Here is a 13,936-nt window from a genome sequence, read left to right on the forward strand (position 1 = left end):
GATGATTAATCCTCTTCTGTCCGTTCGGCCAGTCTCTTTGCTTTGAGACTGTGCTTGGTTTTTTCTAGTTGTCCGATCACGCCGGGGCCACGGCGCAAGGCCACGCCCACGGCCAGCACGTCGATGAGCACCAGGTGGATGATGCGGGAAATCATCGGGCTGTAGGTTTCATTGTCTTCCTGGGTGTCCGCCATCAGCGCAATGGTGGCGGCGCGTGCCAGCGGAGAACCACTGGCGGTGATGGCCACCACGATGGCTCCGGAAGCGGTGGCTTCTTCCACCGCATCCAGCAGCTCGCGCGAGCGGCCGGAGCTGGAAATGGCCACCAGCACGTCGTCCGGCCCCAGTACCGAGGCCGCCATCATCTGGATGTGGGTATCGGCATAGGCCACGGTGGAAATGCCGAAGCGGAAGAACTTGTGCTGGGCATCGGCAGCGGTAATGCCGGAGTTGCCCAGACCGTAAAACTCCACCCGCCGGGCGCGGGAAATGGCCTCGATGGCCGCTTCGATGGCCTGCGGGTTGACGTCGTTACGGCTCTTGAGCAGCGCAGTGACGGTGTTGTCGAACACCTTGGCCACGATTTCCGAAGTCGGGTCTTCCGGGCGGACGCTGGAGTGCACATAAGGCACGCCGGTAACCAGGCTGCCGGCCAGTTTCAGCTTGAAATCGGGCAGGCCCGAGCAGCCCATGGAGCGGCAGAAGCGAATCACCGTGGGCTGGCTGACGCCGGCATTGCGGGCGATGTCCGCCACGGCGGCCTGCATCATGGTGTAGGGCTGCTCCAGCACCAGTTCGGCCACCTTGCGTTCGGCCGAAGACAGGGCTTCTAGCTGAGACTTGATTCTTTCCAGCATGGGTCAGTGCTCCAGGTGCGCCGCCAGCGCTGCCGACGCGCCGATCAGCGCAGGGTAACGGCTGTTGATGACAAATACCGGAATTCCCGCCAGATAAGCGGAAAAACGGCCCTTGTCCTCGAAGCGTGGGCGGAATGGCGACGTTTTGAAGTAGTCGATCAAACGTGGAACGATACCACCGCCAAGGTATACCCCGCCACGGGCGCCGAGCGTCAGCGCCAGATTGGCCGCCGCCGTACCCAGCATGGCGCAGAAGGCGTCCAGCGTTTCACGGCAGCGCGGACAGTCGCCGGACAAGCCACGGGCGGTGATGTCGGCAGCGGACAGGTCCTGCTCCGCTTCACCGGCCAGTGCCGCCAGCGCATGGTAAATCAGTACCAGGCCGGGGCCGGACAGCAGGCGCTCGGCCGAGACATGGCCATGGCGATCGCGCGCATAGCGCCAGATGGCGGCCTCGCGCTCGTCGAACGGGGCAAAGCTGACGTGGCCACCTTCACCGGCCAAGGGCATCACCCCGCCGGGATAAGGCAGCAGGGCTGACACACCCAGGCCGGTGCCGGGGCCAATCAGCGCCAGCGGGCTGCCACTGACCGCTGCGCCGCCACCCACCTGTACCAGTTCCTGACGTGGCAAGTGTGGCAACGACAGCGCGAGAGCGGTGAAATCGTTGATGACGATGAGCGAAGTCAGCTCCAGCGCCTGCCGGGTGGCTTCGATGGAAAACGCCCAGTGGTGATTGGTCATCTGCACCCAGTCCCCCGTCACCGGGTTGGCAATGCCGATAGCCGCATGGGCCACTGCGCGGGTACCCACCTCGGCCAGATAGCTGCGCATGGCTGCTTCCAGCGTGGGATGGCTGGCACAGGGCAGGACGCTGATGTCCTCCAGCACGCCGGGCGCGGTTTCCAGGGCAAAACGGGCGTTGGTGCCGCCGATGTCGGCCAGCAGCCGCGGCCAGGTATTAGGCAGTCCAGTAGACATCGATGGGGCACTCCGTCTGCAACAGGAAATGGCTGATGGGCAGGCTGTCGTTGATGCCTTGCACAGCCTGATCGAACACCTGGCGCTTGCCCGCCCCCTGAATCGACAGGATGAGGCTGTCGCATGCCAGCAAGGCAGCCTTGCTCATGCTAAAGCGCAGGTGCGGCGCAGTGAGCGGCTGCACGGCGAGCAAGGGCAGGGTACGGCTCATGTCCAATCCATCCGCCAGGGCGGCAGCACCGGGGAACAAGGACGCAGTATGGCCGTCCTCACCCATGCCCAATACGGCAACAGTCGGTTGTTGGTAGGCGGCGTTGGCGGCAGCCAGTTCGGCGACGTCATCACGGGCAGCGCCCACCAGCGGCAGGAAACGGGCAGCAGCGGCGGCATCCTGCAACAGATGCTCGCGTACCAGCGCGGCATTGCTGTCCGGGTGGTCTGCCGGAACGAAGCGTTCGTCCACCAGGGTGATGTCCACCCGCGACCAGTCCAGCGGCTGACTACGCAGCGCGTGAAAGAAGGGAACCGGCGACTTGCCACCGGAAACAGCCAGCACGGCGCGGTCATCGCGCGCCAGAGCGGCCGACAAGCGTTGTGCCACGGTAGCGGCCAGGGCGGCGGCGCTGGCCGGTGCATCGGGAAATTCAAACCATTGCATGCATGTCATCCTCACCTTGCACCCGGCCCCTGATATCCATGACACCGGGTGATTGCCGCTCTTGCTGGCCGGCTTGTTATGAATTGTCCTGCCCGGGCGCGCCAGTGTGGCAGCCCGGGCAGGTCAGTCGGTCAGCTTTCTTCGTGCCAGCTGATACCGTCGCGGCTGAGCAGGGCGCTGGACGCCGCCGGGCCCCAGGTGCCTGCGGTGTATTGCTTGGGCGGGGTGTTGCTGCTGTTCTGCCAGCATTCCATGATGGGCATCACCCAGCGCCAGGCTTCCACCAGCTCGTCACGGCGCATGAACAAGGCCAGCTTGCCGCGGATCACGTCCAGCAGCAGGCGCTCGTAGGCATCGGCACGGCGCACCTTGAAGGCCTTGTAGAAGTCCAGGTCCAGATAGGCCGGTTGCAGGCGCATGGTGTCGCCCGGCTCCTTGGCCAGGAAGTACAGGCGGATGCTCTCTTCCGGCTGCAGCTGGATCACCAGCCGGTTAGCGGTGTGGCTGCCGCTCAAGGGGCCGGAGAACAACTGGTGCGGAACGTCGCGGAAGTTGATGACGATTTCTGCCAGCCGCTCCTGCATGCGCTTGCCGGTACGCAGGAAGAAGGGCACGCCGGCCCAGCGCCAGTTGTCGATTTCCGCCTTGAGGGCGACAAAGGTTTCGGTCTGGCTGTCGGCCGGAATGCCTTGTTCTTGCAGATAACCCACTACCGGCTGACCGGCCACCGCGCCGGCCTTGTACTGGCCGCGTACGGTCTTGTTGGCCACATCCTGCTCGCTGAACGGGCGCAATGCCTTCAGCACCTTGAGTTTTTCGTCCCGCACCGCGTCGGCTTCCATATTGGCCGGCGGCTCCATGGCGACGATACATAGCAGTTGCAGCAGGTGGTTCTGTACCATGTCGCGCAGCGCGCCGGTGCCATCGTAGAAGTCACCACGGGTGCCGACACCCAGGTCTTCGGAAATGGTGATCTGTACATCGTGAATCCACTCGCGACGCCACAGCGGTTCGAACAGCGCATTGGCAAAGCGGATGGCCATCAGGTTCTGTACCGACTCCTTGCCCAGATAGTGGTCGATCCGGTATAGCTGGTCTTCCTTGAAGAAGTGGGCCACGGCGTCGTTGATTTCGTTGGACGAATCCAGGTCGATACCCAGCGGCTTTTCCAGCACCACGCGCACATTGGGGCGGTTAAGTCCCACCGCAGCCAGGTTTTCGCAAATGCCGGCAAACAGATTGGGCGCAGTGGCCAGGTAACAGACCACCACCCGTTCCGGATGCTGGCCCACGGCTTCGGCCAGTGCCGGATAATGCGCAGCTTCACCGGCATCCACTTGCAAGTAGTCGATACGTGCACGGAAGGATTCCCAGGCCGCCGCATCGAAGTGTTCCTTGATATGCTGGCGTGCGTTTTTTTCCACCAGCGCCAGGTAGTCGTCGCGGCTCATCGCCTTGCGACCCAGCGCCAGCAAGCGGCCTTGCTGGTTGAGCAGGCTGGCGGCATGGGCCTGATACAGCGACGGCAACAGCTTGCGCATTACCAGGTCGCCAGTACCACCGAACAGCACCATATCGAAGGCCGGGGTGGGCGTGCTACGGTTATCCATAGTGATCTTCCGTCTTGTGCATTTGCAATGTAGTTATATTACCACCCGATTTTGCCATGTCCATGCGTGTTGCCGGGACAATCCGCAGAAAGCAACACCTGTCCAATCGGGCATAAAACGACACAATCCTTTACTGGAGCGACTTTCATGCTAATCACCCCCATTTTGTCACGACAAGGCACTGGCTGAATTCTTGCAATTTAAGTGTAGTAAAACTACCATTTACCCACATTCATCACGGGAATCGCCATGGCCCTGCACCCGGTATTGCACGCCGTTACCCAGCGCATCATAGATCGCAGCCGCGAGCGTCGCGCTGCCTATCTGGATCACCTTCATGCCGCCGCCCAGCAGGGCAAGGTGGAACGCGCCCAGCTGTCCTGCACCAACCAGGCTCACGCCTTTGCGGCGATGCCGGACAATATCAAGATTCACCTGAAAGAAGCCCACCGCCCCAACCTGGCCATCGTGTCTGCCTATAACGACATGCTGTCCGCTCACCAGCCACTGGAAGCCTACCCGGCCTGGATCAAGGAAGAAGCCTTGAAAGCCGGTGCCACCGCCCAGTTTGCCGGTGGCGTGCCCGCCATGTGCGACGGCGTGACCCAGGGTCAGCCGGGCATGGAGCTGTCCTTGTTCTCGCGTGACGTGATTGCCATGAGCACCGCCGTGGCCCTGTCGCACCAGATGTTCGACGCCAGCCTGTATCTGGGCGTGTGCGACAAGATTGTGCCTGGCCTGATGATTGGCGCGCTGACCTTCGGCCATCTGCCGGCGGTGTTTGTTCCGGCCGGGCCGATGACCACCGGCATTGCCAACGACGACAAGGCGAAGGTGCGCCAGTTGTTCGCCGAAGGCAAGGTGGGAAGGGATCAGCTGCTGGAATCCGAGTGCCAGTCCTACCACGGCCCTGGCACCTGTACCTTCTATGGCACGGCCAATTCCAACCAGATGATGATGGAAATCATGGGCCTGCACCTGCCGGGCACCGCCTTCGTCAATCCGGGTACCCCGCTGCGCGAGGCACTGACCCGCGCCGCTGCACGCCAGGCCGCCCACATTGCCGCCCAGGGCGATAATTTCACTCCGGTTGGCCGCATGATTGATGAAAAATCCATCGTCAACGCCATTGTCGGCCTGCTGGCCACCGGTGGCTCCACCAACCATACCCTGCATCTGGTGGCCATTGCCCGCGCCGCCGGCATCGACATCAACTGGGACGATTTTGACGAACTGTCGGCCATCATCCCGCTGCTGACCCGCGTCTACCCCAATGGCAAGGCCGATGTGAACCACTTCCACGCCGCTGGCGGCATGGGCTTTGTCATTCGCGAGCTGCTGGCCGCCGGTCTGCTGCATGAAGACGTGGATACCATCGTTGGCCGTGGCCTGTCGGCTTATGCCAACGAACCCTGGCTGGACAACGGCACACTGAAATGGCGTCTGGCCCCGGTCGTGAGCGGGGACGACAGCGTGCTGCGCACCGTGGCCGACCCGTTCAGCGCCGATGGCGGCCTGCGCGTGGTGTCCGGCAACCTGGGCCGCGCCGTGATCAAGGTATCCGCCGTCAAGCCGGAACACCGCATCGTGGAAGCACCTGCCATCGTATTCAACGATCAGAACGACATGCTGGCTGCGTTCAAGCGCGGCGAGCTGGAACGCGACTTTGTCGCCGTCATCCGCTTCCAGGGCCCGCGCGCCAACGGCATGCCTGAGCTGCACAAGCTGACCCCGGCCCTGTCCATCCTGCAAGAACGCGGTTTTGCCGTGGCACTGGTGACCGATGGCCGCATGTCCGGCGCGTCGGGCAAAGTGCCTGCTGCCATCCACGTCTCGCCGGAAGCGGTCTTGGGCGGTAGTATCGGCAAGGTCCGTGATGGCGACATCGTGAAACTGGATGCCGTGGCCGGCACGCTGGAAGTGAAAGTACCGGCTGAAGAATGGGCCGCACGCGAACTGGCGCGTGCCGACCTTGCACACAATCAATTTGGCGTGGGACGTGAACTGTTCGCAGTTTTCCGCGAATCCGCCGACGCCGCGGAAGCTGGTGCCATGAGCTTCCATCACCCGCTGTGGAGAAACTGATATGGACGCTTTGACCCTGTTGCGCCAGGGACCGGTAGTACCGGTCATCGTGGTAAATGACGCCGCTGTGGCGGTAGACCTGGCGCGTGCGCTGGTGGATGGTGGCATCCGCGTGCTGGAAGTCACCCTGCGCACCAAGGCGGCCCTGGCTGCCATGCGTCGCATGCGCGACGAAGTACCCGGTGCCATCGTGGGTGCCGGTACGCTGCGCAACCGCGCCCAACTGGAAGCCGCGCTGGACGCAGGTGCCCAGTTTGGTGTCAGCCCCGGCCTGACCCCGGAACTGGCCTCTGCCGCGCGCAATGCCAACCTCACCCTGCTGCCGGGTGTGGCCACCGCATCGGAAGCCATGCGTGCGCAGGACGAGGGCTTTGACATCCTCAAGCTGTTCCCGGCCGAAGCCGTGGGCGGCATCAAGCTGCTCAAATCGCTGGCCGGCCCGCTGCCGGACCTGCGCTTCTGCCCGACCGGCGGCATTGATCTGGCCAAGGCCAAGGACTATCTGGCCTTGCAAAACGTACTGGCTGTCGGTGGCAGCTGGCTGACACCGGAAGACGCCATTGCCAACCGCGATTGGGCCCGCATCACCGAACTGGCCAAGCAGGCCAGCGCACTGGCGCAATAAGCCCGCCCACGCAATTTATAAGCCCGCCTCGTGCGGGCTTTACTGATTGTTGACCAACTCCTCTCGCTTTCTGAAAAGAAAGCGAGGCTCCCATCTTCAATTGGCAGGGCAAGGGCGGGGAGATGGAGAATAGATGGGAAGGCTGCGGAATCAATAAGTGAGTCGAAAGGCCCGGCTTTGCCGGGTCCAGTGCAATCGAACCAGATTACTTTGTCAGCAGCCTGCAAGCCCGCCCCGTGCGGGCTTTTTGCTGCAGCGCACACCGCGCGGTGATGGCACAGCCCGGTGAATCTGCACTACCATCAAGCCTTCCTTTCCGAATGCTGCCGTCCCATGAAACTGTTTCTGGCCGAAGATGATGCCGTGCTGGCCGATGCCCTGCTCACCCGCCTGAGCCAGCTGGGTTTTGCCGTGAGTCATAGCGACAATGGCCTGACTGCCCAGCAGATGTTGCTGGCAGAACACTTTGATGCGGTGATTCTGGATATCGGCCTGCCCGGTCAGGACGGCCTGAAGGTGCTGCGCAATGTACGAGTACACCAGCCTGCGCTGCCCATCCTGCTACTCACGGCGCTGGACAGCATGGAAGACCGCGTGGCCGGGCTGGATGCCGGTGCCGACGATTATCTGGTCAAGCCGTTTGAATTCCCGGAACTGGAAGCCCGCATCCGCGCGCTGTTGCGCCGCCAGCGCGCCATCGACCCGCAACGCGACGCGCTGCAACCGGAAGAGCTGCACTTCGGCAGCTTGCGACTGGACCCCAGCGCCCAGCGCGCCTGGGCAGGCAACCAGCCGCTGGAACTGTCCGCCCGCGAGCTGGAATTGCTGTTCATCCTGTTGAGCCAGGCCGAAAAAGTACTGACCAAAGAACAGATTTCCGCCGCACTGACTGGCGCTGGAGAGGAAATCGGCAGTAATGCCGTGGAGGTGTATGTCCACCGCCTGCGCAAAAAGCTGGATGGCAGCGGCGTGGGCATTCGCGCAGTGCGCGGCCTTGGCTATCTGCTGATGCAGGCTGCAGATGACTGAAACCACTCGCCCGCGCCAGCTGTCGCTGCGCCGCCAGTTGCTGATCTGGCTGCTGTTGCCGCAACTGGTGCTGTGGCTGGCGGCGGCCATGCTGGCGCATGCCATGGCGGTACGCTACACCAATGAAGTCATCGACCAGACACTGGCGCAGACATCACGCGCGCTGGCAAGGCAGGTGAAACCCTTCGGCAACGGCTTTTACGTCGACTTCCCCCGTGCGGCGCGGGAAATCCTGGAAGAAGACCCCAGCGACCGCGTGTATTACATGGTCAGCTCGCCGCCTTCTGCCTTCCTGCTGGGCGAGCCCAGCATGCCGCCACCACCGCGTGAGCTGGTGGCCAAGGCGGGCAACAGTTATTTCTATAACGCCAGCATGAAGGGCCAGGATGTGCGCGTATCGGCACTCTACCTGCTGGCCGGCACCCCGGAACAACCGCAACTAATGCTGGTGCAAGTGGCCAAAAGCCGGGCGCTGAGTGCCGAACTCACGCGCAAGATCCTGCTGGACATGGGCCTGCCCTTGATGGGGCTGATGCTGCTCACCAGCCTGTTGGTCTGGGCGGGCATCAGCCGTGGCCTGTCGCCACTGCGCCGTCTGCGCCGGGTAGTGGAAAACCGCTCGCCACGCGATATGGCCCCCATCGAAGTCAACAATGCGCCGGCCGAGGTACGCACCCTGACCGCCGCCATCAACAGCCTGCTGGAAGAGGTCAACCGCCAGGTGGACCAGCAGCGGCGCTTTATTGGCGATGCCGCGCATCAATTACGCACACCGCTGGCCGGGCTCAAATCGCAAACCGAGCTGGTAAAGGCGGAACTGCAAGGCCAGACGCCGGACATTCCGCGCGCCTGCCGCCAGCTGGAACAAGTGGAAACCAGCGTCGCACGCTCCATTCATCTGGTGAACCAGTTGCTGGCGCTGGCCCGTGCCGAACCGGAAACCGGCTTGCAACGCAGCGTGCTGGACCTCAACCAGCTGACGCGCGAGGTGACTGCCGAAGCCGTGCCGCGTGCGCTGGCGCGCGGGCTGGACCTGGGCCTGGACAGCAGCGATGAAAAAATGCTGATGCAGGGCCATGCCGGCCTGCTGCGCGAGCTGCTGGCCAACCTGCTGGACAATGCCATCCAGTACACCCCGCCCGGTGGCGAAATCACGGTGGAACTGCACCGTCAGGGCCAGCAGTTGCATCTGGCAGTACGTGACAATGGGCCAGGCATTGCCATGGCCGAGCGCGACAAGGTGTTCCAGCGCTTTTACCGGGTCAATAACAGCGTGGGCGGCAAGGGCTGCGGACTGGGTCTGGCCATCGTGCAGGAGATTGCCCGCCGCCATCACACCCGGGTGGAACTGAGCGACAACCTGCCGCATGGCCTGTGTGCCAGCCTGATTTTCAATCAGAAAACAGAAGCTGAAGAAACTGTCTAGTAGTGTAGTTGACACACTACAGCGCACCATTTTGCTGCATAGCAGCACCAGTTCAGTGCCTTGAAGTGATTGGTTTCATTCCAATGGCATGTCGCATTGCATTGCATCGCTGGTATTTTCTTACAGCATTTCCTCGCAATCCTTACACAAAACTTACAATCTGCCGCTATAGTTCTTGCACATCCCGCTTGCTGCCACGCGCAGCCACCTGCGGGATGGAATATAAAAACCGAAATGCAACGCTACAAGACGGAGACAAGAGAATGAAACGCAAGCAACTGAGCGCAGCCCTGCTGGCCGCCACCCTGCTGCCGGCCAGCGTATTTGCCGGTGAAGTGGAAGTGCTGCATTGGTGGACTTCCGGTGGCGAGGCCAAATCCGTGGCCGAACTCAAAAAAATGATGACCGCCAAGGGCGATAACTGGAAAGACTTCGCCGTGGCCGGTGGTGGTGGTGACAACGCCATGACCGCGCTGAAAACCCGCGTGGTATCCGGCAACCCGCCGACTGCCGCCCAGATCAAGGGCCCGGCCATCCAGGAATGGGGTGCCGAAGGCGTGCTGGCCAATATCGATGCTGTGGCCAAGGCCGAAGGCTGGGACAAACAACTGCCGCCGGTGGTCAGCCAGGTGATGAAATACAAGGGCCAGTACGTAGCCGCTCCGGTGAACGTACACCGCGTGAACTGGCTGTGGGTGAATCCGGAGGCCTTCAAGAAGGCCGGTGCCAAGGTGCCGACCACTTGGCCGGAATTCTTCGAAGCGGCTGACAAACTGCAAAAAGCCGGCATCCAGCCGATTGCCCACGGTGGCCAACCGTGGCAGGACGCCACCCTGTTTGAATCGGTGGCACTGGGCGTAGGTGGCCCGGCCTACTACAAGAAGGCCTTTGTGCAGCTGGACCAGGCCACCCTGGCCGGCCCCACCACCCTGAAAGTGTTTGAAACCCTGCAAAAGGTGAAAACCTATATCGACAAGGGCGCGGCTGGCCGTGACTGGAACCTGGCCACTGCCATGGTGATCAACGGTAAGGCAGGCATGCAGTTCATGGGTGATTGGGCCAAGGGCGAATTCACCGCCGCTGGCAAGAAGCCGGGCAAGGACTTCCTGTGTGTAGCAGCACCGGGCACGGCTGGCAGCTTCACCTTCAACATCGACAGCCTGGCCATGTTCAAGCAGAAGGACCCGGCAGCGCAGAAGGCTCAGGCTGATCTGGCCGAAACCGTGATGAGCAAGAACTTCCAGGAAGTGTTCAACCTGAACAAGGGCTCTATCCCGGCCCGCCTGGATACGCCGATGGACAAGTTTGACGACTGTGCCAAGAAGTCCAAGGCCGACCTGACCGCTGCCTCCAAGAGCGGTGGCCTGGTGCCCAGCTTCGCCCACAAGATGGCCATGCCGTCTGCCACCGAAGGCGCGATTGATGACGTGATTTCGCAGTTCATGAACTCCTCCATGAGCCCGAAAACCGCCACCGAACGTCTGGCCAAGGCTGGCAAGGTGCATTAAGCAAGCAGTCATATTGCCCCGGGCACCTTGCCCGGGCGCGCTATGCCGTAGACAGCTGCCAGCCTAGCCGGCCCGGTAGCTGTCTGTCCCACACCGAAGCAAAACATGTACGCCGTCTGTTGTTCCGGACTGTCATCACCGTCCGGACGCGGCCTGCTGCGCGCAAGCGCATGCTCGCCACGGCTGCATGCAAGGATTGATTCATGTCCTCATCCCAATCACAAGCCAGCCTGTCGGCGCTGGCAGACCGCTGGTTACCCAAGCTGGTGCTGTCGCCCACCTTGCTGATCAGCCTGGTGTTCGTTTACGGCTTTATCGCCTGGACCGGCTGGCTGTCGCTGACCGAGTCGCGCCTGCTGCCGCAGATGGATTTCGCCGGCCTGATCCAGTATCAGGCACTGTTCGAGAATGACCGCTGGTGGACTGCCGTGGCCAATCTGGGCATTTTCGGCGGCCTGTTCATTGGCTGCACGCTGGCGGTCGGCCTGTTCCTGGCCGTACTGCTGGATCAGAAAATCCGCGCCGAAGGCACACTGCGCACCATTTACCTTTACCCGATGGCGCTGTCCTTCATCGTCACCGGCACCGCCTGGAAATGGATGCTCAACCCCGACATGGGCCTGCAGAAAGTCATCAACGACTGGGGCTTTCCCAACTTTACCTTCGACTGGCTGGTAGATCCGGACAAGGCCATCTACACCGTGGTGATTGCCGGAGTATGGCAGTCGTCGGGCTTTGTGATGGCGCTGTTCCTGGCCGGCTTGCGTGGCATTGACGATTCCATCATCAAGGCCGCCCAGGTGGATGGGGCCAGCCTGCCGGTCATCTACTGGCGCATCATCATTCCCAGCCTGCGTCCGGTGTTTTTCAGCGTACTGCTGATCCTGTCGCACATCGCCATCAAGAGCTTCGATCTGGTGATGGCACTGACCGGCGGCGGCCCCGGCACGGCATCCGACGTACCGGCCATCTTCATGTACCAGTTTGCCTTTACCCGTGGCCAGCTGGGCCTGGGGGCTGCCTCGGCCATGATGATGCTGATGACCATCGTCGCCGTACTGGTGCCGCTGATGTATATGGAAACAAGGAGTGCCAAACGTGGCTAAACACCTGACTCCCGGCCGCATCGTGCTGTATGCCGCACTGGTGCTGATGGCCATTTACTACCTGCTGCCCTTGTACGTGATGCTGTCCACCTCGGTCAAAACCCTGGACGACATCCGTGGCGGCAACCTGATTGCCCTGCCGCAATCCATCACCTTTGATGCCTGGAGCAAGGCCTGGTCCAGCGCCTGCACTGGCGTGGAATGTGGCGGCATGAAGGGCTTTTTCTGGAACTCGGTGAAGATGGCAGTGCCGTCGGTGCTGATTTCCACGCTGATTGGCGCGGTTAACGGCTATGTGGTGTCCATGTGGCGCTTCCGTGGCTCGGACGTGCTGTTCACCCTGCTGCTGGTGGGCTGCTTCATTCCCTTCCAGGTGGTGCTGCTACCAATGGCACGCCTGTTGGGCGAGCTGGGTATGGCCAATACCACCAGCGGTCTGGTGCTGGTGCACGTGATTTACGGCCTGGCCTTCACCACGCTGTTCTTCCGCAACTTCTTCGTCACCATCCCGGACGAGCTGGTAAAGGCCGCACGCATTGACGGTGCAGGTTTCTGGACCATTTTCTTCCGCATCCTGCTGCCCATTTCCGGCCCCATCTTCATGGTGTGCGTGATCTGGCAGTTCACCCAGATCTGGAACGACTTCCTGTTCGGCGTGGTGTTTGCCGCCGGCGAATCACAGCCCATTACCGTGGCGCTGAACAATCTGGTGAACACCTCTACCGGGGTGAAGGAATACAACGTGGACATGGCAGCGGCCATCATTGCCGCCCTGCCCACCCTGTTCGTTTACATGGTTGCCGGCCGCTACTTTGTGCGTGGCCTGACAGCCGGTGCTGTGAAAGGTTGAACGATGGCTGCTCTCTCCATCAATAATGTGTGCAAGACTTACGCCAACGGCACCGAGGTGCTCAAGGGCATCGACATCGCCATCGAAGACGGCCAGTTCCTGATTCTGGTGGGTCCTTCCGGTTGCGGCAAATCAACACTGCTGAACATGATTGCCGGGCTGGATGATATTTCCAGCGGAGACATCGAAATCGGCGGCAAGCGGGTGAACGACCTGTCACCCAAGGACCGCGACATCGCCATGGTGTTCCAGAGCTATGCGCTCTATCCCTCGATGAGCGTGCGCAAGAACATCAGCTTCGGCCTGGAAATCCGCAAGATGCCACAGGGTGAAATCGACGCTACCGTCGAGCGTGTGGCACAGATGCTGCAAATGACGCACTTGCTGGATCGCAAGCCCTCGCAGCTGTCCGGCGGCCAGCGTCAGCGTGTGGCCATGGGCCGTGCCCTGGCACGCAACCCGTCCATCTTCCTGTTTGACGAGCCACTATCCAATCTGGACGCCAAGCTGCGGGTGGAGATGCGTACCGAAATCAAGCTGATGCACCAGCGGCTGAAATCCACCATTGTCTACGTCACCCACGACCAGATCGAGGCCATGACACTGGGCGACCGCATTGCAGTCATGAAGGACGGCATCGTGCAGCAGTTCGGCAGCCCGCAGGACATCTACGACAATCCGGCCAATCTGTTTGTCGCCAGCTTCATCGGTTCGCCGTCGATGAACTTCATTCCGGCACAGGTGGTGGAATCGGCCGGAGTGCTGGGAGTGAAAATCTGCGACGACCAGGGCTGCGTCATCCTGCCGCTGCCACATGCGCAGGAAAAAATGCGGCCGTGGCTGGGCCGCGAAGTCATCTTCGGCATCCGCCCGGAGCAGATCACCGACGCCCGCACCGCCTACCGCGAAGGCCTGCCGGTGATGTCCTGCCATATCGACGTGATTGAACCCACCGGGCCGGATACCCTGGTATTTGTCTCGCTCAACAACACCAAGGTATGCTGCCGTACCCACCCGACAGAAGCCAAACTGCCGGGCCACAGCATGGAACTGGTTTTTGACGTCTCCAAAGCCGTGCTGTTCGACCCGACCACAGAACAACGGATTGCCTGACATCTGTCATCATCCGTTACAACCATCAGATTTTTCGCTAGCCTCAATGTAAGCATCAACGTTGAACTGACGCTGAAATCTTAATAGG

General features: G+C 61.6%; 12 protein-coding genes. 8 read left to right on the plus strand and 4 right to left on the minus strand.

Features of this window, described 5'->3' with window-relative positions; all coding sequences use genetic code 11:
* Positions 1-5: 5 nt before the first annotated feature.
* The 4 genes from hexR to zwf form a co-directional block, all read right to left on the minus strand.
* A complete protein-coding gene (gene hexR / locus HWX34_RS06730; protein WP_178971510.1) occupies positions 6-857 on the minus strand; it encodes a transcriptional regulator HexR in 852 nt (283 codons plus the stop codon).
* 3 nt (positions 858-860) lie between these two features.
* A complete protein-coding gene (locus HWX34_RS06735; RefSeq protein WP_178971511.1) occupies positions 861-1,838 on the minus strand; it encodes a glucokinase in 978 nt (325 codons plus the stop codon).
* A complete protein-coding gene (gene pgl / locus HWX34_RS06740; RefSeq protein ID WP_218645076.1) occupies positions 1,819-2,496 on the minus strand; it encodes a 6-phosphogluconolactonase in 678 nt (225 codons plus the stop codon). Before pgl ends, HWX34_RS06735 begins: the two co-directional genes overlap by 20 nt.
* Before the next feature lie 131 nt (positions 2,497-2,627).
* Positions 2,628-4,106: a glucose-6-phosphate dehydrogenase gene (zwf, locus tag HWX34_RS06745; protein WP_045846534.1), complete on the minus strand. Its 1,479-nt coding sequence runs from the start codon at positions 4,104-4,106 to the stop codon at positions 2,628-2,630.
* A 249-nt stretch (positions 4,107-4,355) separates the two neighbouring features.
* Here zwf and edd point away from each other — a divergent pair, with 249 nt between their 5' ends.
* From edd to HWX34_RS06785, 8 genes are all read left to right on the plus strand, one after another.
* Positions 4,356-6,191: a phosphogluconate dehydratase gene (gene edd / locus HWX34_RS06750; RefSeq protein ID WP_178971513.1), complete on the plus strand. Its 1,836-nt coding sequence runs from the start codon at positions 4,356-4,358 to the stop codon at positions 6,189-6,191.
* Position 6,192: 1 nt separating this feature from the next.
* Positions 6,193-6,816: a bifunctional 4-hydroxy-2-oxoglutarate aldolase/2-dehydro-3-deoxy-phosphogluconate aldolase gene (locus tag HWX34_RS06755; protein WP_089082976.1), complete on the plus strand. Its 624-nt coding sequence runs from the start codon at positions 6,193-6,195 to the stop codon at positions 6,814-6,816.
* A 333-nt stretch (positions 6,817-7,149) separates the two neighbouring features.
* Positions 7,150-7,845, plus strand: coding sequence for a response regulator transcription factor (locus HWX34_RS06760; protein ID WP_178971514.1), 696 nt, complete (start codon positions 7,150-7,152; stop codon positions 7,843-7,845).
* Positions 7,838-9,271 carry a sensor histidine kinase gene (locus HWX34_RS06765; RefSeq protein ID WP_178971515.1) on the plus strand — a complete coding sequence of 478 codons (1,434 nt, stop codon included), beginning with the start codon at positions 7,838-7,840 and terminating at the stop codon, positions 9,269-9,271. The genes HWX34_RS06760 and HWX34_RS06765 overlap by 8 nt, the downstream gene beginning before the upstream one ends.
* Before the next feature lie 263 nt (positions 9,272-9,534).
* On the plus strand, positions 9,535-10,779 hold the full coding sequence (locus tag HWX34_RS06770; RefSeq protein WP_178971516.1) for an ABC transporter substrate-binding protein: 1,245 nt from the start codon (positions 9,535-9,537) through the stop codon (positions 10,777-10,779).
* 203 nt (positions 10,780-10,982) lie between these two features.
* On the plus strand, positions 10,983-11,885 hold the full coding sequence (locus tag HWX34_RS06775; RefSeq protein ID WP_178971517.1) for a carbohydrate ABC transporter permease: 903 nt from the start codon (positions 10,983-10,985) through the stop codon (positions 11,883-11,885).
* Between the two features lie 46 nt (positions 11,886-11,931).
* On the plus strand, positions 11,932-12,735 hold the full coding sequence (locus tag HWX34_RS06780) for a carbohydrate ABC transporter permease (RefSeq protein WP_178971565.1): 804 nt from the start codon (positions 11,932-11,934) through the stop codon (positions 12,733-12,735).
* Between the two features lie 3 nt (positions 12,736-12,738).
* Positions 12,739-13,848 (plus strand): ABC transporter ATP-binding protein, encoded by a 1,110-nt coding sequence (locus tag HWX34_RS06785; RefSeq protein WP_178971518.1) that lies wholly within the window; start codon positions 12,739-12,741, stop codon positions 13,846-13,848.
* Positions 13,849-13,936: the final 88 nt, after the last annotated feature.

This window comes from Aquitalea sp. LB_tupeE (assembly GCF_013391415.1).
Classification (GTDB): Bacteria; Pseudomonadota; Gammaproteobacteria; order Burkholderiales; family Chromobacteriaceae; genus Aquitalea.

Bases quoted from the DNA above. Each gene is read 5' to 3' on its own strand.
- HWX34_RS06770 (WP_178971516.1), top strand. From the start codon at position 9,535: ATGAAACGCAAGCAACTGAGCGCAGCCCTGCTGGCCGCCACCCTGCTG.
- HWX34_RS06780 (WP_178971565.1), top strand. From the start codon at position 11,932: ATGGCCATTTACTACCTGCTGCCCTTGTACGTGATGCTGTCCACCTCG.
- HWX34_RS06760 (WP_178971514.1), top strand. From the start codon at position 7,150: ATGAAACTGTTTCTGGCCGAAGATGATGCCGTGCTGGCCGATGCCCTG.
- pgl (WP_218645076.1), bottom strand. From the start codon at position 2,496: ATGCAATGGTTTGAATTTCCCGATGCACCGGCCAGCGCCGCCGCCCTG.
- HWX34_RS06755 (WP_089082976.1), top strand. From the start codon at position 6,193: ATGGACGCTTTGACCCTGTTGCGCCAGGGACCGGTAGTACCGGTCATC.
- HWX34_RS06775 (WP_178971517.1), top strand. From the start codon at position 10,983: ATGTCCTCATCCCAATCACAAGCCAGCCTGTCGGCGCTGGCAGACCGC.
- edd (WP_178971513.1), top strand. From the start codon at position 4,356: ATGGCCCTGCACCCGGTATTGCACGCCGTTACCCAGCGCATCATAGAT.
- zwf (WP_045846534.1), bottom strand. From the start codon at position 4,106: ATGGATAACCGTAGCACGCCCACCCCGGCCTTCGATATGGTGCTGTTC.
- HWX34_RS06785 (WP_178971518.1), top strand. From the start codon at position 12,739: ATGGCTGCTCTCTCCATCAATAATGTGTGCAAGACTTACGCCAACGGC.
- HWX34_RS06735 (WP_178971511.1), bottom strand. From the start codon at position 1,838: ATGTCTACTGGACTGCCTAATACCTGGCCGCGGCTGCTGGCCGACATC.
- HWX34_RS06765 (WP_178971515.1), top strand. From the start codon at position 7,838: ATGACTGAAACCACTCGCCCGCGCCAGCTGTCGCTGCGCCGCCAGTTG.
- hexR (WP_178971510.1), bottom strand. From the start codon at position 857: ATGCTGGAAAGAATCAAGTCTCAGCTAGAAGCCCTGTCTTCGGCCGAA.